21 protein-coding genes are annotated in these 18,469 nt (G+C 67.8%); 15 read left to right on the forward strand and 6 right to left on the reverse strand.

Annotated elements, in window-relative coordinates:
* The first annotated feature begins 10 nt into the window (after positions 1-10).
* Positions 11-223, forward strand: a complete 213-nt coding sequence (thiS, locus tag DSM104443_RS00415; RefSeq protein ID WP_171088749.1) for a sulfur carrier protein ThiS — start codon at positions 11-13, stop codon at positions 221-223.
* 2 nt (positions 224-225) lie between these two features.
* Positions 226-1,059, forward strand: a complete 834-nt coding sequence (locus tag DSM104443_RS00420; protein WP_171088750.1) for a thiazole synthase — start codon at positions 226-228, stop codon at positions 1,057-1,059.
* Between the two features lie 13 nt (positions 1,060-1,072).
* On the opposite strand, the gene DSM104443_RS00425 is transcribed toward DSM104443_RS00420, so the two are convergent.
* Positions 1,073-1,678: an outer membrane beta-barrel protein gene (locus DSM104443_RS00425; RefSeq protein WP_171088751.1), complete on the reverse strand. Its 606-nt coding sequence runs from the start codon at positions 1,676-1,678 to the stop codon at positions 1,073-1,075.
* Between the two features lie 111 nt (positions 1,679-1,789).
* Here DSM104443_RS00425 and trmB point away from each other — a divergent pair, with 111 nt between their 5' ends.
* Positions 1,790-2,452, forward strand: a complete 663-nt coding sequence (gene trmB / locus DSM104443_RS00430; RefSeq protein WP_171088752.1) for a tRNA (guanosine(46)-N7)-methyltransferase TrmB — start codon at positions 1,790-1,792, stop codon at positions 2,450-2,452.
* Positions 2,449-3,129: a FecR family protein gene (locus DSM104443_RS00435; protein WP_171088753.1), complete on the forward strand. Its 681-nt coding sequence runs from the start codon at positions 2,449-2,451 to the stop codon at positions 3,127-3,129. Before trmB ends, DSM104443_RS00435 begins: the two co-directional genes overlap by 4 nt.
* Here DSM104443_RS00435 and hemW read toward each other — a convergent pair.
* The 5 genes from hemW to DSM104443_RS00460 are packed head-to-tail and all read right to left on the reverse strand — an operon-like array spanning position 3,095 to position 7,575.
* Positions 3,095-4,345 (reverse strand): radical SAM family heme chaperone HemW, encoded by a 1,251-nt coding sequence (gene hemW / locus DSM104443_RS00440; RefSeq protein WP_171088754.1) that lies wholly within the window; start codon positions 4,343-4,345, stop codon positions 3,095-3,097. The two genes, DSM104443_RS00435 and hemW, sit on opposite strands and share 35 nt — an antisense overlap.
* 13 nt (positions 4,346-4,358) lie before the next feature.
* Positions 4,359-4,976 (reverse strand): RdgB/HAM1 family non-canonical purine NTP pyrophosphatase, encoded by a 618-nt coding sequence (gene rdgB / locus DSM104443_RS00445; RefSeq protein ID WP_171088755.1) that lies wholly within the window; start codon positions 4,974-4,976, stop codon positions 4,359-4,361.
* On the reverse strand, positions 4,973-5,704 hold the full coding sequence (rph, locus tag DSM104443_RS00450; protein WP_171088756.1) for a ribonuclease PH: 732 nt from the start codon (positions 5,702-5,704) through the stop codon (positions 4,973-4,975). Before rph ends, rdgB begins: the two co-directional genes overlap by 4 nt.
* Entirely contained in the window at positions 5,704-6,618 is a 915-nt protein-coding gene (locus DSM104443_RS00455) for a PP2C family protein-serine/threonine phosphatase (RefSeq protein ID WP_171088757.1), read from the reverse strand. The genes rph and DSM104443_RS00455 overlap by 1 nt, the downstream gene beginning before the upstream one ends.
* A gap of 12 nt (positions 6,619-6,630) precedes the next feature.
* Entirely contained in the window at positions 6,631-7,575 is a 945-nt protein-coding gene (locus DSM104443_RS00460; RefSeq protein WP_171088758.1) for a serine/threonine protein kinase, read from the reverse strand.
* Between the two features lie 96 nt (positions 7,576-7,671).
* Here DSM104443_RS00460 and DSM104443_RS00465 point away from each other — a divergent pair, with 96 nt between their 5' ends.
* From DSM104443_RS00465 to kefC, 11 genes are read left to right on the forward strand one after another with little or no spacing between them, the layout of a single operon-like run.
* Entirely contained in the window at positions 7,672-8,538 is an 867-nt protein-coding gene (locus tag DSM104443_RS00465) for a YicC/YloC family endoribonuclease (protein WP_171088759.1), read from the forward strand.
* Positions 8,535-9,149 (forward strand): guanylate kinase, encoded by a 615-nt coding sequence (gene gmk / locus DSM104443_RS00470; RefSeq protein ID WP_171088760.1) that lies wholly within the window; start codon positions 8,535-8,537, stop codon positions 9,147-9,149. Before DSM104443_RS00465 ends, gmk begins: the two co-directional genes overlap by 4 nt.
* A 13-nt stretch (positions 9,150-9,162) precedes the next feature.
* Complete coding sequence (gene rpoZ / locus DSM104443_RS00475) at positions 9,163-9,384, forward strand: DNA-directed RNA polymerase subunit omega (protein ID WP_171088761.1); 222 nt, start codon at positions 9,163-9,165, stop codon at positions 9,382-9,384.
* A gap of 36 nt (positions 9,385-9,420) precedes the next feature.
* A complete protein-coding gene (locus DSM104443_RS00480; protein WP_171088762.1) occupies positions 9,421-11,622 on the forward strand; it encodes a RelA/SpoT family protein in 2,202 nt (733 codons plus the stop codon).
* 5 nt (positions 11,623-11,627) lie between these two features.
* On the forward strand, positions 11,628-12,005 hold the full coding sequence (locus DSM104443_RS00485; protein WP_171088763.1) for a RidA family protein: 378 nt from the start codon (positions 11,628-11,630) through the stop codon (positions 12,003-12,005).
* A gap of 16 nt (positions 12,006-12,021) precedes the next feature.
* On the forward strand, positions 12,022-14,037 hold the full coding sequence (gene recG, locus DSM104443_RS00490; RefSeq protein WP_171088764.1) for an ATP-dependent DNA helicase RecG: 2,016 nt from the start codon (positions 12,022-12,024) through the stop codon (positions 14,035-14,037).
* On the forward strand, positions 14,034-14,567 hold the full coding sequence (locus DSM104443_RS00495; protein ID WP_171088765.1) for a chorismate--pyruvate lyase family protein: 534 nt from the start codon (positions 14,034-14,036) through the stop codon (positions 14,565-14,567). Before recG ends, DSM104443_RS00495 begins: the two co-directional genes overlap by 4 nt.
* Positions 14,558-15,301, forward strand: a complete 744-nt coding sequence (locus tag DSM104443_RS21805) for a glycosyltransferase family 2 protein (RefSeq protein ID WP_246232426.1) — start codon at positions 14,558-14,560, stop codon at positions 15,299-15,301. Before DSM104443_RS00495 ends, DSM104443_RS21805 begins: the two co-directional genes overlap by 10 nt.
* A complete protein-coding gene (ubiA, locus tag DSM104443_RS00500; protein WP_246232429.1) occupies positions 15,298-16,170 on the forward strand; it encodes a 4-hydroxybenzoate octaprenyltransferase in 873 nt (290 codons plus the stop codon). The genes DSM104443_RS21805 and ubiA overlap by 4 nt, the downstream gene beginning before the upstream one ends.
* Positions 16,158-16,694, forward strand: a complete 537-nt coding sequence (kefF, locus tag DSM104443_RS00505) for a glutathione-regulated potassium-efflux system oxidoreductase KefF (RefSeq protein ID WP_171088767.1) — start codon at positions 16,158-16,160, stop codon at positions 16,692-16,694. Before ubiA ends, kefF begins: the two co-directional genes overlap by 13 nt.
* The gene (kefC, locus tag DSM104443_RS00510; protein ID WP_171088768.1) at positions 16,691-18,469 is read left to right on the forward strand and encodes a glutathione-regulated potassium-efflux system protein KefC; all 1,779 of its coding nucleotides are present in this window, start codon (positions 16,691-16,693) and stop codon (positions 18,467-18,469) included. The genes kefF and kefC overlap by 4 nt, the downstream gene beginning before the upstream one ends.

Below are 18,469 nucleotides of genomic sequence, written 5' to 3' on the forward strand. Positions count from 1 at the left end.
GACTTTTCCCATGATGCAACCGATCAAAGTCACCGTGAACGGCAGCCCGCGCGAGTTCGCCGCGGCGCTCACGTTCGAACAGTTCCTCCATGAGCTCTCCCTGGCCGGCAAGCGCCTCGCGATCGAGGTGAACGGCGAGATCGTCCCGCGCAGCCGCTTCCCGGAAGCGCGCCTCTCCGATGGCGACCGCATCGAGGTCGTGGTCGCCGTGGGCGGAGGCTGACCATGGCCGCTACCGAACGTCTCGTCATCGCGGGCAAGGCCTACGACTCGCGCCTGCTCGTCGGCACCGGCAAGTACCAGGACTTCGACGAAACCAGGCGCGCGATCGAAGCATCGGGCGCGAACATCGTCACCGTAGCGATCCGCCGCACGAACATCGGGCAGAAGGCGGGCGAGCCGAACCTGCTCGACGCGATCCCGCCCTCGCGCTTTACGATCCTCCCCAACACCGCCGGCTGCTACACGGCGGATGACGCGGTGCGCACCCTACGCCTTGCGCGCGAGCTCCTCGACGGCCACTCGCTGGTGAAGCTCGAGGTGCTGGGCGACCCGAAGACGCTCTTCCCCAACATGCCGGAGACGCTCGCCGCGGCGAAGACGCTCGTGGCCGAAGGCTTCCAGGTGATGGCCTACTGCAGCGACGATCCGATCCTCACCCTGCAGCTCGAGGAGCTGGGCTGCGTTGCCGTGATGCCGCTCGCCTCGCTGATCGGCTCGGGCATGGGCATCGTGAATCCGTGGAACCTGCAGATCATCCTCGACCGCGCGAAGGTCCCGGTGCTCGTCGATGCCGGCATCGGCACCGCGTCGGATGCGGCGATCGCGATGGAGCTGGGCTGCGACGGCGTGCTGATGAACACCGCGATCGCGCTCGCGAAGGATCCGGTGCGCATGGCCCGGGCGATGAAGCTCGCGGTGGAAGCGGGGCGGGAGGCCTTCCTCGCCGGCCGCATGGCGAAGAAGCCCTACGAGGCGAGCCCGAGCTCGCCGACTTCTGGAATGATCGAAAATCAGGGGGTCAGACCCCTTTATTCGACAGGGAATAAAGGGGTCTGACCCCTCGCTTTTCCTAGAAGCGCCATTGAACGCCGACCGAGACCTGGTCGCCGTCCGATTCCGTGGGGAGCGGGTGGCCGAGCGACGAGAAGCGCTCGAAGTCGGCGCGCAGCCCGAAGGCCTTGGTGATGTCGTAGCTCATGCCCAGGCCGTAGCGCATGCGCGTGCCGCGCGCGGAATCGGCCATCAGCGAGGTCGCATACGGCGCGAACACGGGCCGCGCCTCCCCGCGATACAGGCCGAAGCGGCCATAGAGCGAGAAGCGGTTCCAGATCGGCAGCGAAGCGACCGCGCTCACGCCGAAGCCCGTGCTGCGGAAGGCCGAGGCGAGATCCGCCGGGCTTGCGAAGGGGTTGGCCGAGCCCGGGCGGCCGAAATCGACGAAATCGCCTTCCACGGCCAGGTGCCGCGTGGCCTGGTAGCCCAGCTTGAGGCGGAACCCCGGATCGGAAAGACTCGGCGCCGGGGCCACGAAAACCGGAGAGCCGAAGGCGTAGACGCCCATCCCGCCGGGCAGCAGCGCCGAGGGCGGCGGCTTCAGCATCGCCATGTAATCGCCCATCGCCGCGGGGCAAACCGAAGCGATGAAAAGCGCCAGGAAGAGCTTCCGGGGGGTCATTTTGGGCGGGGGATCGACTCAAAACCAATCTAGGCCCGGCCTCCTACAAAGTCAATTGGCTAGAATGCCCCCGGCGCTCCCCGTAAGCGGGCGCCCGCAAACCACTCCGCCATGACCCATCCTCCGATCCGCAGCTACGTCCTCCGCCAGGGGCGGTTCTCCCCGGCCCAGCAGCGGGCCTACGAGGCCCTCCTGCCGCGTTTCGGCGTCGCTTACCGCCCGGATGCCCTGGACTGGCCCACCGTCTTCGGGCGCGCCGCCCCGGTGGTCGTGGAGATCGGCTCGGGCATGGGCCAGGCCACGGCCGAGATCGCGGCCGCGCATCCCCGCACGGACTACCTAGCCATCGAGGTCCACGCGCCCGGGGTAGGCAGCCTGCTCAAGATGCTGGAAGAGGGGTCGCTCGCCAACGTGAGGGTCATCCAGCACGACGCGGTGGAAGTATTGAGGAACATGGTCCCCCGCGATTCGCTGGCCGGCATCCACATCTTCTTCCCGGACCCGTGGCCCAAGAAGCGCCACCACAAGCGCCGCATCCTGCAGCCCGAGTTCGCCGCGCTGCTGGCCGAGCGGCTGGCGCCCGGGGGCTACATCCATTTCGCCACCGACTGGCAGGAATACGCCGAGCAGGCCCACGCGGTGCTCTCGGCGACGCAAGGCCTCACGCCGGTGAGCGACGAACGGGGAACGCGTCCGCAAACCCGCTTCGAGCAACGCGGCCTGCGGCTCGGACATGCCGTGACCGACATGCACTTCACCAAGGAAAAGCCATGAGCCTCGACCCTTCGCGCCGCCGACTGATTCGCTACCTCGCCGTGGCCGGCGCCGCCGGTCCCGCGGGATTGTCCGGCTGGATGTCGCGCGCGCTCGCCGCCGGCTCCCTGGGCGGCGTCGAAGGCGTCGCGCGCCTCGAGGGCACCGCGACCGTGAACGGGCAGCCCGCGAAGGTGGGCACGCCCGTGAAGCCCGGCGACCGCGTCGCCACGGGCAAGGCCAGCCAGGCGGTCATCGTCGTGGGCAGCGATGCTTTCCTGCTGCGGGCCGAGACCACGGTCGAGACGAAAGGCAGCGGCGGTATCGCCACCGCGCTCACCGTCCTGAACGGGAAGCTCCTCTCGGTGTTCGGCAAGAAGCCAATGTCGATCCAGGCCGGCCCGGCCGCGATCGGCATCCGCGGCACCGGCGCTTACCTCGAGGTGGAAGCCAAGCGCGTCTACTTCTGCCTCTGCTACGGCGAGGCGGTGATCGACGGCAAGAACATGCCCTCGAAGATCGTTAAGACCGAGCACCACGAGTCGCCGCTGTGGCTCATGGACGACGGCTCGGCGCTCACGGCCGAGCCCGGGCCTTTCCTCAACCACACCGACGACGAGCTGATCCTGCTCGAGGGCCTGGTCGGCCGCGAGCCGCCGTTCGTCAAGTCGGGGGTTTACCCAACGAAGCGATATTGATCGGGTGCGCGACGGGCGTCGCGGCCTCGGCCGTGTCGTCGTCGAGGAAGCGCTCGAGAAGATCGTTGAGGAAGTGCCGTCCGCGCTCCGTCGGCCACACGCGTTCCAGATCCCGCGCGATCAAGCCATCGCGCTCGGCCGCGGCGAGATCGCGTTCCACCGTGGCGATGGGCAGCCCCGTGCGCGCCGAAAAGAGCGCGACGGGAAAGCCCTCGGTCAGCCGCAGCGCGTTCATGAGGAACTCGAACGGCAATTGCGCCGGCGACACGTCGTGGCGCTCCTGGACGGCCGTGCCCGCGAGCGCGCCCTCGAGATAGGCCTTCGGTGCGCGCTGCCGCGCCTCGCGCCGCACGTGGTCGCGAAACGAGAGCTTGCCGTGCGCTCCCGCGCCGATGCCGAGGTAGTCGCCGAAGGTCCAGTAGTTCACGTTGTGGCGCGCGCGATGGCCGGGCTTCGCGAAGGCCGAGGTCTCGTAGTGCTCGTAGCCCGCGCCGCCGAGCGCCGCCTCGATGGCGAGCTGCATGTCCGCGGCGAGGTCGTCGTCGGGCAGCTTCGGCGGATAGCGGTGGAAGAGCGTGTTGGGCTCGAGCGTGAGGTGATAAGCGGAGATGTGGGGTGCGCCGAGCGCCACGGCCTGCGCGACGTCGGCGAGCGCGCCCTCGAGTGACTGGCCCGGGAGCGCGTACATGAGGTCCACGTTCACCGTGTCGTAGGTGGCGAGCGCGGATTCCACCGCGCGCTTCGCTTCGGCCGCGCCGTGCACGCGGCCGATCGCCTGCAGGTGCGCGTCGTCGAAGCTCTGCACGCCGATCGAGAGCCGCGTCACGCCCGCGTCGCGATAGCCGCGGAAGCGCGCGGCCTCGAAGGTGCCGGGGTTCGCTTCCATCGTCACTTCCGCCTCGAACTCGAACGGGATGCGCGTGCGCACGGCCGTCAGCAGCCGCTCGATCGACGCCGGCGCGAAGAGCGAGGGCGTGCCACCGCCGATGAAGACCGTCGTGAGCTTGCGGCCGTAGACGTCGGGCAGGCTCGCCTCGAGGTCCGCGATCAGCGCATCGACGTACTGTGCCTCCGGCAGCTCGCCCTTCTTCTCGTGCGAGTTGAAGTCGCAGTACGGGCACTTCCGGATGCACCACGGGATGTGGACGTAGAGCGAGAGCGGGGGAAGCTGCGCGAAGCGCGGCCGCGAGGGAAGCGCGACGGGGCTCGAGGCCATGGCGTGTTGCGGCCTAGTTGTCGGCGTGCGCCTGGAGGGCGGAGAGCTTGGCTTCGAGCGCCGCGATGGCCCGCGCGCGGTGGCTTACGCGGTTCTTCTCCTCGGCGTAGAGCTCGCCGGCGGTGAGGCCGCGCCACGGCAGCAGGAAGTACGGGTCGTAGCCGAAGCCGCGCGCTCCGCGGGGCTTGAGCGTGATCTCGCCGTGCCACGTGCCGTCGGCGATGACGGGGCAGGGGTCGTCGGCGGAATTCACCAGGACCAGCACGCAGTAGTAGAACGCCGAGCGGTCCTTCGCGTCGCGCAGCGACTCGACCAGCAGGTCGTTGTTGCGGCGGTCGCGCTCGGCGCGCGTGCCCTCGCGGCCCGCGAAGTACGCCGACTCCACGCCGGGGCGCCCCTGGAGCGTGGCCACGCAGATGCCGGAGTCGTCCGCGATGGCGGGCAGGCCTGCCTTGGCGCTCGCGTTGCGGGCCTTGGCGAGCGCGTTCTCGACGAACGTGGTGAACGGCTCCTCGATCTCGTCGACGCTGAAGATCGATTGCGCGAGCGGATCCATGCCCAGCGGTTCCAGCAGGGAGGTGAGCTCGCCCAGCTTCCCGGGGTTGCCCGACGCGATCACGACCCGCTTCACGGCGTGCCCGGTGGCCGCGCGAGCGCCTCGCGCTGCAGCGCGACCAGCTTCGCGATGCCCGCTCCCGCCATGTCGAGCAGCTGCGTGGCCTGCTCGCGCGTGAAGGGCTCGCCCTCGGCGGTCCCCTGCACCTCGACGAAGCGGCCCGAGCCGGTCATCACGACATTCATGTCGGTGTCGCAGCCTGAATCCTCGAGGTAGTCGAGGTCGAGCAGCGTCTCGCCGCCCACCACGCCCACCGAGACGGCGGCGACGAAATCGCGCAACGGGTCGCGCGTGAGCGATCCCTTGGCGCGGAGCCACGCGCAGGCGTCGGCCAGCGCCACCATCGCGCCGGTGATCGAGGCGCAGCGCGTGCCCCCATCCGCCTGCAGCACGTCGCAGTCGATGGAGATCTGCCGCTCGCCCAGGGCGGAGAGGTCGGTCACGGCGCGGAGGCTGCGGCCGATGAGCCGCTGGATCTCGTGCGTGCGCCCCGTCTGCTTGCCGGTGGCGGCCTCGCGCGATCCTCGCGTGTTCGTGGCGCGCGGCAGCATGCCGTACTCGGCCGTCACCCAGCCGCTGCCCTTGCCCTTGAGGAAGCCCGGCACCTTCTCCTCGACGCTCGCGGTGCAGAGCACATGCGTATTGCCGAACTCCACCAGCACCGAGCCCTCGGCATGCATGGTGAACTTGCGGTGGAAACGGATCGGCCGGAGCTCCGCCGCCGCGCGGCCCGCGCGCGCCATCAGCGCGGCACCTTCTTGATCGCGCTCTGGATCTCGGCGATCGCCTTCTCGATGTCTTCTTCGGTCACGTCGTCACCTGCGGGGCCGCCGGGAATATCCAGGTCCTGCGTGTTGCTGGAGGTCGTGAACTGCTCGTCGCCCAGCATCTGCGTGGTATCGCTCACGTTCTCGTCTTCCTGGTTCTCCCAGGTCATCGCGACGACGGAGATGTTGTCCGACTCGCCCATGGCGCGGCGATGCGCCTCCGTGATGAGCCCGGGCATGAGGCCCACGATGTCCTGCTTGCGCAGCAGCGTGCCGATCAGCGTGGCCGGGATCTGCGCCCAGAAGCCGTCGGTGGACAGCATGATCGTGTCGCCCTGCTCGAGCTTGAACTCGCGGGCCACGCCGATCTGCGGCGGCACCACGCCGCCCAGGCAGGAGTAGATCTTGTTGCGGTCGGGATGGCGCGCGGCTTGTTCCACGGTGATTGCGCCCGCGTCGATCATCTGCTGCACGCGCGAATGGTCCGTGGTCTGCGCGGCGAGCTTGCCGTTGCGAAGCACGTACAGGCGCGAATCGCCCGCCCAGGCCCAGTGCGCGCTGCTGCCCTGCACGATGCACGCGACACACGTGGTGCGCGGGCTCTCCAGCAGGTTCTCTTCCACCGCCTGCGCCACGATCGCGCGGTGAGCGGAGTTGATGGCCGAGACGAGGAATTCCTGCGGCTTCTTCAGGCGGTTGCGCGCCTCCTGCTGGAAGCGGCGGGTGACCTCCGTCACGGCGATCTCGGCGGCGAGCTCGCCCTTCATGTGGCCGCCCATGCCGTCGGCGATCACCAACAGGAGCACGTTCCGGCTGTACGAATAGCCGACGCGGTCCTCGTTGCCGCTGCGGTCGCCGGTATGGCTGTCCTGGAAAATCGTGAAGCGCATGGGCAAGGGCGGTTACCGCGAGAAGAGCTTGGACACGGGCTTGCTGAGCGTGTCGAAGAAGCTCGACTTCTTCTCCTCCACCGGCTCTTCCATCAGGCGCTTCTGCAGGTCGAACGCGGTTTGCGGGCGCTGCATGTAGTCGAGTGCCAGGCACTCGTTGGTGATGGCGTACAGGTCCTCGGAGTACGGCTGCCGCGCGAGGGACTTCAACGGGATCATCTGGTCTTTCTTCTCGCGCGCGTCGGCGGCCTGGGGCGGCGTGCCGGCGATGCAGGTGTAGATCGTGGCGCCCACGGAGTAGATGTCCGCCCACGGGCCCAGCTCCTGCGGGTTGAAGCGGTAGTGCTCGGGGGCCGCGAAGCCCGCCGTGTACATGGGCTTCAGCTTCAGCGCCTCCTCGGAGAGGGTGATGCGGGCCGCGCCGAAATCCAGCAGCACCGGGCGGCCGTCCATGGCGAGGAAGATGTTGGCGGGCTTGATATCCAGGTGCAGCAGCTTGTTGGTGTGCACCTCGCGCAGGCCATTCATCAGGTGGATGAAGAGGCGGCGGATGAAGCCCTCGGTGAACTCGTGGCGGTTCCTCTGGATGTGGAACTGCAGCGTGCGCCCGCGCACGTACTGCATGACCATGTAGCAGGTCTCGTTGGCGCGGAAGAAGTTCTCCACGCGCACCACGTTCGGGTGCGAGATCATCGCGAGCGCGCGGCCCTCCTCGAAGAAGCACTTGAGGCCGTGGCGGAAGATCGAGAGGTTGTTCTCGTCGGAGATGTCGACCTCGACGCCCTCGCTGCGAAGCGCCAGCGACGACGGCAGGTACTCCTTGATCGCGAAGGGCGTGCCCGACTCGTCGCGGGCGAGATAGACGATGCTGAAGCCCCCGGAGGAGAGGGGCTTCTCGATCCGATAGCCGTTCAGCACATAGCCGGCGGGAAGCGGCTGGTTGACCTGCTGGGGCATGGGAAAGAGGGCGAGGCGGTTCCGCTATAATTCCTGACATTGTATCGGTAGTCCTACGCGCCTTGTAAAGGCGCACTCACTTCATACCCGCCCCCCATGATCGCCAGCATGACCGGCTTCGCGAGCAGCGCCCGCGAAAGCGCGCAGGGCCAGCTCGCCATCGAGCTGAAGACCGTCAACCACCGCTACCTCGAGTTCCAGAGCCGCATCCCGGACGAATTGCGCTCGCTGGAGCCGGCGATGCGCGAGGCGGTCACCGCCCGCCTGACGCGCGGCAAGGTCGATTGCCGCCTCACCTTCACGCCGAAGTCCACGGGCCCGAAGTCGCTGGTTCCCGACGCGCAGGCGATGAAATCCCTGCAGGATGCCGCCGCCGCCGTCCGCGCCCACTTCAAGGACGCCTCGCCGCTGACCGTCTCCGAGGTGCTCCATTGGCCGGGCGTGCTCGCCGACGAGTCGCTCTCCCCGGACCAGCTTCGCGACGACGTGGCCGCGCTCTTCGACACGGCGCTGAAGGAGCTGAACCAGACCCGTGCCCGCGAGGGCGCCAAGCTGGAAGCCCTGCTCCTCGAGCGCCTGGACAGCATGGCGGTGCTCGCCAAGGACGCCGCGCCGCTGATGCCCGCGGCGGTGAAGGCCTTCCAGGAGAAGCTCGCCACCAAGATCGCCGAGGCGGGCGCGGCACCCACCGACGAGCGCCTGCAGCAGGAGGTGGTGCTCTACGCCGCGCGCATCGACGTGGACGAGGAGCTCTCGCGCCTCGTGACCCACATCGCCGAGATGCGCCGCGTGCTCGCCAAGGGCGGCGCCTGCGGCAAGCGCCTGGACTTCCTCTGCCAGGAGCTGAACCGCGAGGCGAACACGCTGGGCTCGAAGTCCGTGGCCAACGAGATGACGCGCATCGCCGTCGAGCTGAAGGTCCTGATCGAGCAGATGCGCGAGCAGGTCCAGAACATCGAATGAGCGGTATCGGCAACCTGTTCGTCGTCGTGGCCCCCTCCGGCGCGGGCAAGACCACGCTGGTCGGAAAGCTCCTCGAGCTCGACCCGCACATCCGCCTGTCGGTGTCGTTCACGACCCGCGCACCCCGCGAGGGTGAATTGAACGGGCGCGACTACCACTTCGTCGACCGTCCCACGTTCGAAAAGATGATCGCCGCGGGCGATTTCCTCGAGCACGCCAGCGTCTACGGCAACTACTACGGCACGAGCAAGCGCTGGATCGAGCAGGAGCTCGCCGGCGACCACGACGTCCTCCTGGAAATCGACTGGCAGGGCGCGCGCCAGGTCGAGAAGATCTTCCCCAACATGGTGGGAATCTCCATCCTGCCGCCGTCCCTCGCGGAGCTGCGCCGCCGCCTGGAAGCCCGCGGCAAGGACGCTCCGGACGTGATCGACAAACGCATGGCCAGCGCCCGCGAGGAAATATCCCATGTACTTGAATTTCCATATATAATTGTCAATGAGCGCTTCGAGGCAGCGCTTTCCGACCTGCAGTCCGTGGTGCGCGCGTCCCGAGTGTCGCGTGCGCAGCAGGCGGTTCGCCTCTCGAAGCTCATTGACGAGTTCAGGTAACTGGAGACTCACCATGGCCCGCATCACCGTCGACGACTGCATCAAGTTCCTCCCGAACCGCTTCGAGCTCACGCTTGCCGCCACGAATCGCGCGCGCCAGATCGCGCTCGGCGCGACGCCGCTCGTGGAGCCCAACAAGGACAAGCCCACCGTGATCGCGCTGCGCGAGATCGCCGCGGGCAAAGTGGGCCGCGAGCTCCTCAATCCGCCGGCGCCCACCCCTCCGGTGCTTTGATGAAATCGGGGTCGCAATGACCCCGGTTTCGCGCCCATGCCCGCGCTCGGCATCCACACCGCCACCGCGACTGGAGCCAAGGTCGGTGGGGTCGCGCTGCCCGGACCCGGCGCCGAAGAGCTGACCTCCGCCCTCGGCTATCTCAAGCCGGCGGACATCGAGCAGATCGAGCAAGCCTACGAAGTCGCGCGCGCCGCGCACTCGGGCCAGTTCCGCAAGTCCGGCGAGCCCTACATCACCCATCCGCTCGCCGTCGCGAAGATCCTCGCCGAGTGGCACCTCGACGCGCAGGCCATGATGGCCGCGATCCTCCACGACGTGGTCGAGGACACGCCCACCACCAAGAGCGAGATCGCCAAGCGCTTCGGCAAGCCCGTGGCCGAACTGGTCGACGGCGTCTCCAAGATCGACCGCATCGAGTTCGCGACGCTGCAGCACGCGCAGGCCGAGAACTTCCGCAAGATGCTGCTCGCGATGGCGCGCGACGTCCGCGTCATCCTCATCAAGCTCGCCGACCGCCTGCACAACATGCGCACGCTGGATGCGGTGCATGCGGAAAAGCAGGAGCGGGTCGCCAAGGAAACGCTCGAGATCTACGCGCCCATCGCCAACCGCCTGGGCCTGTCCTCGCTCTACTACGAGCTGGAGGACCTCGGCTTCCGCTACATGCACCCGACGCGCTTCAAGGTCCTCGACAAGGCCCTGAAGAAAGCGCGCGGCAACCGCCGCGACGCGGTGGGCAAGATCGCCGAGCAGATCAAGGACCGGCTGAAGGAATTCAAGGTCGACGCGCAGGTGACCGGCCGCGAGAAGCACATCTCCTCGATCTACAAGAAGATGCAGGAGAAGAACATCTCGTTCTCCGAGGTGTTCGACATCTACGGCTTCCGCATCATCGTGCCGGACGTGTCGCAGGCCTATCTCGCGCTCGGCGCGCTGCACACGATGTACAAGCCGATCCCGGGCAAGTTCAAGGACTACGTCGCGATCCCGAAGGCCAACGGCTACCAGTCGCTGCACACCACGCTCTTCGGCCCCTTCGGCATGCCGCTGGAGATCCAGATCCGCACGGCGGACATGCACAAGGTGGCGGAGGCGGGCGTTGCTTCCCATTGGCTCTACAAGGCCGACGAGACGGATGCGAAGGGCGTGCAACTGAAGAGCCAGTGGCTGCAGTCGCTGCTGGAGATCCAGAGCGAGTCCGGAGATGCGCTGGAGTTCCTCGAGCACATCAAGGTCGACCTCTTCCCCGACGAGGTCTACGTCTTCTCGCCCAAGGGCAAGATCTTCTCGCTGCCGAAGGGTGCGACCGCCATCGATTTCAGCTACGCCGTGCACACGGACGTGGGCAACCATTGCGTCTCGGCGCGCATCAACGGCGAGCCGGTGCCGCTGGGCACGGTGCTGCGCAACGGCGACCGCATCGAGATCATCACCGACCCGCAGGCGCGGCCGAATCCCGCGTGGCTCTCGTACGTCGGCACGGGCAAGGCGCGCTCGCACATCCGGCACTACCTCAAGACCATGCAGTCGGCGGAGAGCGCGGAAGTGGGCGAGCTCCTGCTGGTACAGGCGCTGCGCTCATTGAAGGCCAATCCCGACGAGATCTCCGAGGCGCACTGGAAGGGCTTCTTCAAGGGCGACAGTGCGAAGACGCGCGAGGAAGTCCTCGCCGACATCGGCCTGGGCAAGCGCCTCGCGGTCGTCGTCGCGAAGATGCTGCTGTCCAAGCCTGATACGCACGCCGAAGGCGGCGAGGCCGATCATCACCACCAGCACCTCGACTCGATCACCATCCGCGGCACCGAGGGCATGGCCGTTCAGTTCGCGCCGTGCTGCCGTCCGATCCCGGGCGACCCGATCATCGCGCAGATCAAGAAGGGCCAGGGCCTGGTGGTGCACACGCACGATTGCCCTGCCATCCACCCGTTCCACTTCGATCCGGAGAAATGGGTCGACGTGCAGTGGGACCCGGCGCCCGAGCGCCTCTTCGAGGTGAACGTCCGGCTCACCGCCGCCAACCAGCGCGGCGTGCTCGCGCGCCTGGCGGCCGAGATCTCCGACGCCGACTCGAACATCGACCACATCGAGACCGAGCAGAAGCCCAGCCCGGCCTTCACGACGATCGTCTTCACCGTGCAGGTGAAGAGCCGAATGCACCTGGCGCACGTGTTCCGCAGGCTCCGCCGCATCCCCGAGGTCGTGCGCATCTCGCGGCTCAAACGCAAACCGCAGTGACTTCCATGAAACCGATCTCCACACCCGACGCTCCGGCCGCCATCGGCCCTTATTCGCAGGCGGTCCGCGCCGGCGACACCGTGTACCTCTCCGGCCAGGTCGGGTTCGACCCGAAGACGATGCAGCTCGTCGACGGTTTCGAGAACCAGGTGAAGCAGGTGTTCGACAACCTCGAGGCCGTGTGCAAGGCCGCGGGCGGCAACTTCGGCCACGTCGTTCGCCTCACCATCTTCCTCGTCGACCTCGGCAAGTTCTCCGTGGTGAACGAGATGATGGCGGCGCGCTTCAAGGAGCCCTTTCCCGCCCGCGTGACGATCGGCGTGGCCTCGCTGCCGCGCGGCGCCCAGGTCGAGATCGACGCGATCCTCCACCTCGTCCGCTAGGCGGGGCCGCGAGCGCGTGCCCTTCAGCCCCGCGGTCGAGAAGCAGCTCGAGAAGCTCGGCATCCGCGCCACGCGCGACCTCGCGCTCCATCTCCCGCTGCGCTATGAAGACGAAACCAAGCTCACCCCGCTGAAGGACGCGCGCATCGGCGAATCCGTCGTCGTCGAGGCGGAGGTGGTCGAAGCCGACGTGAAATACCGGCCGCGGAAGACCCTCGTCGTGAAGCTCACCGACGGCGAGCGCGATCTCTGGATCCGCTTCCTCAATTTCTATCCCAGCCAGGTGAAGCAGATGCAGCCCGGCAAGCGCCTGCGCCTCTTCGGCGAGATGCGCCCCGGCCTCTTCGGCGTCGAGATGGTCCACCCGAAGTACCGCATCGTGGGCAAGGACACGCCGATGCCCAAGTCGCTGACGCCCGTGTACCCGACCACCACCGGCCTCTCGCAGCACGAGCTGCGCACGATGATCGAGGGCGCGCTGGACAAGCTCGCGCTCGAGGACACGCTCGACGACGACCTGCTCGCGGAGCTTCGCCTGGGGCACTTCCGCGAGAGCGTGCATTTCCTCCACCGCCCACCGCCCAAGGTCGACCGCGCGAGCCTCGATGAGCGCACGCACCCCGCCTGGCGGCGCCTCAAGTTCGACGAGCTCCTCGCCCAGCAGCTCGCCATGCGCATCGCCTACCGCGAACGGCGCTCGAAGGTGGCACCGAAGCTGCCCGACAAGCACACGCTCACCAATGCGTTGGTGAAGTCGCTCCCGTTCCCGCTCACCCGGGCGCAGAAGAAGTCCATCGCCACCATCTCGAAGGACCTCGCGCAGCCGCACCCGATGCGAAGGCTGCTGCAGGGCGATGTCGGCAGCGGCAAGACGCTCGTGGCCGCGGTGGCCGCCATGCAGGCGATCGAGAACCAGTGGCAGGTCGCGTTGATGGCGCCCACGGAGATCCTCGCCGAGCAGCACGAGTCGAAGCTGCGCCACTGGCTGGAGCCGCTCGGCGTGAAGGTCGCGTGGGTCGCCGGAAGCCTGAAGGCGCGCGCGAAGAAGCAGGCGCTGGACGCGATCGCCGCGGGCGAGACGCAGCTCGCCATCGGCACGCATGCGCTCTTCCAGGAAGACGTGCACTTCGCGAAGCTGGGCCTCGCCATCGTCGACGAGCAGCACCGCTTCGGGGTCGGCCAGCGCCTGGCGCTCGCCGCGAAGGGGATCGAGCCCCATCAGCTCATGATGAGCGCGACGCCGATCCCGCGAACGCTCTCGATGAGCTACTACGCCGACCTCGACGTCTCGGTGATCGACGAGATGCCGCCGGGCCGGATGCCGGTGCTCACCAAGCTCGTGGACGACGCGCGGCGCGACGAAGTCGTGCAGCGCGTGCGCGATGCGTGCGCCGAGGGCGCGCAGGCCTACTGGGTCTGCCCGCTCATCGAGGAGAGCGAGGCCCTGCAGCTGAAGACCGCGCTCGAGACCTTCGAGACGTTGAAGACCACCTTCCCCGATCTCGCCGTGGGCCTGGTGCACGGGCGCCTCAAGGGCAGCGAGAAGGCGCAGGTCATGGACGATTTCAAGCAGAAGCGCATCCAGCTCCTCGTGGCCACCACGGTGATCGAGGTGGGCGTGGACGTGCCCAACGCCACGCTGATGGTGATCGAGCACGCCGAGCGCCTGGGCCTCTCGCAGCTGCACCAATTGCGGGGGCGAGTGGGCCGCGGCTCGCAGGAGAGCCTCGCGATCCTCTTGTATCATCGGCCGTTGTCGGAAGCGGCCAGGGCGCGCTTGAAGATCATCTACGAGAACACGGACGGCTTCGAGATCGCGCGCCAGGATCTCCTGATGCGCGGCCCCGGCGAATATCTCGGCGCCCGGCAAAGCGGCGCACCGCTGCTGCGCTTCGCCGACCTCGAGCGCGACGTGGACCTGATCGAGACCGCGCGCGACGTCGCCGACCGCCTCATCGCCGAAGGCTCGCCCGCGGCCGTGAAGCACCTCGAGCGCTGGCTGGGCACGAAGCGCTTCTATCTCAAGGCATGAACCGGTGGAAACGCCTCGCCCCTTCGCACGCGGATCCCTGGCGCCCGTGGCTCACGTCGCGCGGTTCTCTCACCTGGCGCATCGTCGAGCGCTCGCGCGGCTTTCGCGTCGAGAAGATCGCGCAGCGCTTCCGCATCCCGAATGAGGACGAGTACTTCGCGCTCGGGCGGCCCACGCACAAGCGCGCGCTGGTGCGCGAAGTGATCCTCCATGCGGATGGACAGCCGGTGGTGCTCGCGCATTCGATCGCCGCGCGCCGCGACCTCTCCGGCGTTTGGCGGGCGCTGCGCGGCCTCGGCAACCGCCCGCTCGCGGAGATGCTGTTCACCGACCCGCTCGTGAAGCGCTCGCCGATCGAATTCTCGCGCGTGGATTCCCGCCATCCGCTGTGGCGCCGGGCCCGCCAGGTGTTCGGCCGCACCTTCCCCGCGCTGTGGGTGAGACGCTCGCTCTTCCGCAAGCGCGGCCGGCCGCTGATGGTGACCGAGGTCTTCCTGCCGGCAATGCTGGAGCTGCGACCGTGGACTTGATCGTGCACACGGTCTGCTTCAACGAAGAAGCGATGCTTCCGCATTTCCTGGCCTACTACGCGCCGCAGGCCAAGAAGGTGCGCATCTACGACAACCAGTCGACCGACCGCAGCGTCGACATCGCCCGTTCCTACCCGAATGTCGAAGTCTCCAGTTTCGACACGGGCGGTAGATTGTCCGAGCTGACCTTGATGGACATCCGCAACCGAAGCTGGAAACAGGAACAATGCGACTGCATGGTGGTGTGCGACATAGACGAATTTCTGTACCCTCACGATCTCATCGCCTTCGTGCAGCGGCACCCTGACGTGGACGTGTTCCACCCCCAAGGCTACGACATGGTCAGTGACGATTTCCCGATCTACGATGGGCGCCTGATCACCGAGCGCGTTCAATGGGGCAGCCCCGCGGAAAACTATTCGAAGATGGCCTGCTTCCGCCCCGCTCGCGTCGTGGACATGAACTTCGGGCCCGGCTCGCACCTGGCGTCGCCGGTGGGGCGGGGAGAGTTGAAGGTCTATCGAGCGGGGTCCGGCGCGGACGACCTCAAGCTGTTGCACTACAAGAACCTGGGCTTGCCGTATCGCCTGCGGCGCCACCAGGCGTTGAAGCCGCGCCTGGGGGGTCCGGAGTTCGAGAGATTCCGCTTTGGATTCCACTACGGGCACGACGCGCAGGTCCAGGAAGCCGAGTTCTCGGCCTTGAAGTCGCGCGCCGTCCGGGTCCTGGAGTGAAGACCTCCGCGGTCCTGGCACGGCTCGATGCGTACGAGAAGCTGATCCGCCTCGACAAACCGGTCGGCATCCTGCTGCTGCTGTGGCCCACGCTGTGGGGCCTGTGGCTCTCGGCTTCCGGCATTCCCGACTGGCGCGCGTTGTGGATCTTCGTCGTGGGGACGGTGCTGATGCGCTCCGCCGGCTGCGCCATCAACGACTACGCGGACCGCCACTTCGACGCGGCGGTCGAACGCACGAAGGACCGCCCGCTCGCCACCGGCCTCATCCAGCCGTGGGAAGCGCTGGCGGTCGCCGCGGCGCTTTCGCTCGCGGCCTTCGTCCTCGTGGTGCGCCTTAACCTCCTCACGATCGTGCTCTCCGTCGTGGCGCTGCTCCTCGCCGCGAGCTACCCGTTCACCAAGCGCTTCTTCGCGATGCCCCAGGCCGTGCTCGGCGTCGCCTTCGGGTTCGGCATCCCCATGGCCTTCGCCGCGCAGCTCGGGCGCGTGACGGCGCTGGGCTGGGCGCTGCTCGCGGCCCACGTGCTCTGGACCATCGCCTACGACACCGAATACGCGATGGTCGACCGCAACGACGACGTGCAGCTCGGCATCAAGACCTCGGCGATCCTTTTCGGCAAGCACGACGTCCTCGCGGTCATGGCCTGCTATGCGCTCTTCCTGCTGGCGATGCTCGGCATCGGCATCTGGCAGGGCTACGGGCCGTTCTACACCGGGGGCCTGCTCGTGGCGGCCGTGATCGCCGGCTACCACTATCGGTTGATTCGCGACCGCTCCCGCGAGGGCGCCTTCAAGGCGTTCCGCCACAATAACTGGCTCGGCGCCGCCATCTTCGCCGGCGTCCTCCTCGACCAATGGCCCCGATAGCGATCGTCTACGCCCATCCGTACCCGCGCCGCTCGATCGCGGGCAAGGCGCTCGTCGAGGCGGCGTCGAAGCTCGAAGCCGTGGACGTGCGGCCGATCTACACGCTCTACCCGGACTTCGACATCGACGTGGTCGCCGAGCGCGCGGCCCTCGAGCGTGCGAAGCTCGTCGTCTTCCTGCACCCGATCTACTGGTACTCCGTGCCCGGCATGCTCAAGCACTATTTCGACGTCGTGCTCACGAAGGGCTGGGCCTACGGCGAAGGGGGCGGCGCGCTCTCGGGCAAGGAATGCCTGTGGGCCGTGACCACGGGCGGCGACGACGTGGCCTATTCCGCTCAGGGGCGGCACCACCATCCGTTCGAGCACTTCAAGGCGCCCGTCGAGGAGACGATGCGCTATTGCGGCATGCGTTGGCACGACCCGTTCGTCGTGCACGGCTCGCACGAGTGCGGCCCCGCGGCGCTCGCCGATGCTGCCGTGCGCTTCCACCGGCACCTCCAGGACTGGCAGGCGAAAGCATGAAAGAGGCCCTGATCTTCCTCGCCGCCGCCGTGATCTGCGTGCCGATCGCGAAGCGCTTCGGGCTGGGCGCCGTGCTGGGCTACCTGATCGCCGGCGCCATCATCGGGCCGTGGGGGCTGCGGCTCATCGCGAACGTGGAATCGACGCTGCATCTCGCGGAGCTGGGCGTGGTGCTGCTGCTCTTCGTGATCGGCCTCGAGCTCGACCCCCGGCGCCTCGCAGCGACGCGCCACGCGGTGTTCGTGGGCGGCGGAATACAGATCGGCCTGTGCGGGCTCGTGCTGTCGATCGGCCTCTACGCGATCGGCATCCCGCCCGTGGCCGCCGCGATCGTGGGAATCACGTTGGCGCTCTCTTCGACGGCGATCGCCATCTCCACGATGCAGGAGCGCAACGAGCTCGCCACGCCGACCGGGCAGTCGATCTTCGGGATCCTCCTCTTCCAGGACATCGCCGCCCTGCCGCTCATCGCGCTCGTGCCGCTGGTGTCGCACACGCCGCATCCGAGCGGCATGTCGGCCTGGGAGCGCGCGGGCATCGCCTTCGTCGCGATCGCGGGAGTCATCGTCCTCGGGCGCTACCTCCTGCGGCCGCTGCTGCGCCTGATCGCGCGCGTGAACCTGCGCGAGGTCTTCACGGCGTTCTCGCTGCTGCTGGTGATCGGGATCGCGCTCTTCGTCCAGTGGGCGGGGCTCTCGCCGGCGCTCGGCGGGTTCCTCGCCGGCGTGCTGCTCGCTAGCTCGGAGTTCCGCCACGCGCTGGAATCGGACATCGAGCCGTTCAAGGGACTCCTGCTGGGCCTGTTCTTCATCGCCGTGGGCATGACGATCGACTTCGGCCTGCTGATGAGCGATCCCCGCCTGGTAGCGATGCTGGTCGCGGGCTTCCTCGCATTGAAGGTCGGCGCGCTGTACGTGGTGGCGCGGCTGCTGGGGATCACGACCCGGCAGCGCCTGCTCTTCGCGATCCTGCTGTCACAGGGCGGCGAATTCGCGTTCGTGGTCTTCGGCGTCGCGAAGGTCGCGCGCGTCCTCTCGCCGGAATGGGAGGACCTGCTCACCATCGTGGTCGCGCTGTCGATGGCCGCCACGCCGTTGCTGCTGGTGATCCACGACAAGCTGATCGCGCGCAAGGTGCGCACCGAGCGCGAGGACGACACGATCGACCAGCAGGCGCCGATCATCATCGCGGGCTTCGGGCGCTTCGGGCAGATCGTGGGCCGCCTGCTCTTCGCCAACGGCATGCGCGCGGTGGTGCTGGACCACGACCCGGACCAGATCGAGCTGCTGCGAAACTTCGGTTTCCCCGTGTACTACGGCGACGCTTCGCGCCTCGACCTGCTGCGCGCCGCGGGCGCCGCGGATGCGAAGCTGCTGGTGAACGCCATCGACAACGTGGAGGACAGCCTGGCGCTGGTGGATCGCGTGCGCGCCAATTTCCCCAACCTGCGCATCATCGCGCGCGCCCGCAATGTCTCGCACTACTTCGAGCTGCGGCTGCGCGGCGTGGAGGTGGTCGAGCGCGAGCTCTTCGAAGGGTCGCTCCGCACGGGGCGGCGTGCGCTCGAGGCGATGGGCGTCGATCCCTTCCGCGCCCGCGACATGGCCAACGCGTTCCGCCAGCACAACGTGCAGCTGATGGACAACATGCTCCCGCACTATCGCGACCAGCAGCGCCTGATGTCGCTCGCGAAGTCGGGCCGCGAGGAGCTGGAGGAGCAGTTCCGCCGCGACCGGGAAAAGTTCGAGAAGGAACACCCCGAGTCCTGGCGGTAG

This window comes from Usitatibacter rugosus, from assembly GCF_013003965.1.
GTDB lineage: Bacteria > Pseudomonadota > Gammaproteobacteria > Burkholderiales > Usitatibacteraceae > Usitatibacter > Usitatibacter rugosus.

What these genes read in the sequence shown, in the direction of transcription:
- thiS (WP_171088749.1), top strand. Translation starts at nt 11, where the DNA reads ATGATGCAACCGATCAAAGTCACCGTGAACGGCAGCCCGCGCGAGTTC.
- DSM104443_RS00420 (WP_171088750.1), top strand. Translation starts at nt 226, where the DNA reads ATGGCCGCTACCGAACGTCTCGTCATCGCGGGCAAGGCCTACGACTCG.
- DSM104443_RS00425 (WP_171088751.1), bottom strand. Translation starts at nt 1,678, where the DNA reads ATGACCCCCCGGAAGCTCTTCCTGGCGCTTTTCATCGCTTCGGTTTGC.
- trmB (WP_171088752.1), top strand. Translation starts at nt 1,790, where the DNA reads ATGACCCATCCTCCGATCCGCAGCTACGTCCTCCGCCAGGGGCGGTTC.
- DSM104443_RS00435 (WP_171088753.1), top strand. Translation starts at nt 2,449, where the DNA reads ATGAGCCTCGACCCTTCGCGCCGCCGACTGATTCGCTACCTCGCCGTG.
- hemW (WP_171088754.1), bottom strand. Translation starts at nt 4,345, where the DNA reads ATGGCCTCGAGCCCCGTCGCGCTTCCCTCGCGGCCGCGCTTCGCGCAG.
- rph (WP_171088756.1), bottom strand. Translation starts at nt 5,704, where the DNA reads ATGGCGCGCGCGGGCCGCGCGGCGGCGGAGCTCCGGCCGATCCGTTTC.
- DSM104443_RS00455 (WP_171088757.1), bottom strand. Translation starts at nt 6,618, where the DNA reads ATGCGCTTCACGATTTTCCAGGACAGCCATACCGGCGACCGCAGCGGC.
- DSM104443_RS00460 (WP_171088758.1), bottom strand. Translation starts at nt 7,575, where the DNA reads ATGCCCCAGCAGGTCAACCAGCCGCTTCCCGCCGGCTATGTGCTGAAC.
- DSM104443_RS00465 (WP_171088759.1), top strand. Translation starts at nt 7,672, where the DNA reads ATGATCGCCAGCATGACCGGCTTCGCGAGCAGCGCCCGCGAAAGCGCG.
- gmk (WP_171088760.1), top strand. Translation starts at nt 8,535, where the DNA reads ATGAGCGGTATCGGCAACCTGTTCGTCGTCGTGGCCCCCTCCGGCGCG.
- rpoZ (WP_171088761.1), top strand. Translation starts at nt 9,163, where the DNA reads ATGGCCCGCATCACCGTCGACGACTGCATCAAGTTCCTCCCGAACCGC.
- DSM104443_RS00480 (WP_171088762.1), top strand. Translation starts at nt 9,421, where the DNA reads ATGCCCGCGCTCGGCATCCACACCGCCACCGCGACTGGAGCCAAGGTC.
- DSM104443_RS00485 (WP_171088763.1), top strand. Translation starts at nt 11,628, where the DNA reads ATGAAACCGATCTCCACACCCGACGCTCCGGCCGCCATCGGCCCTTAT.
- DSM104443_RS00495 (WP_171088765.1), top strand. Translation starts at nt 14,034, where the DNA reads ATGAACCGGTGGAAACGCCTCGCCCCTTCGCACGCGGATCCCTGGCGC.
- kefF (WP_171088767.1), top strand. Translation starts at nt 16,158, where the DNA reads ATGGCCCCGATAGCGATCGTCTACGCCCATCCGTACCCGCGCCGCTCG.
- kefC (WP_171088768.1), top strand. Translation starts at nt 16,691, where the DNA reads ATGAAAGAGGCCCTGATCTTCCTCGCCGCCGCCGTGATCTGCGTGCCG.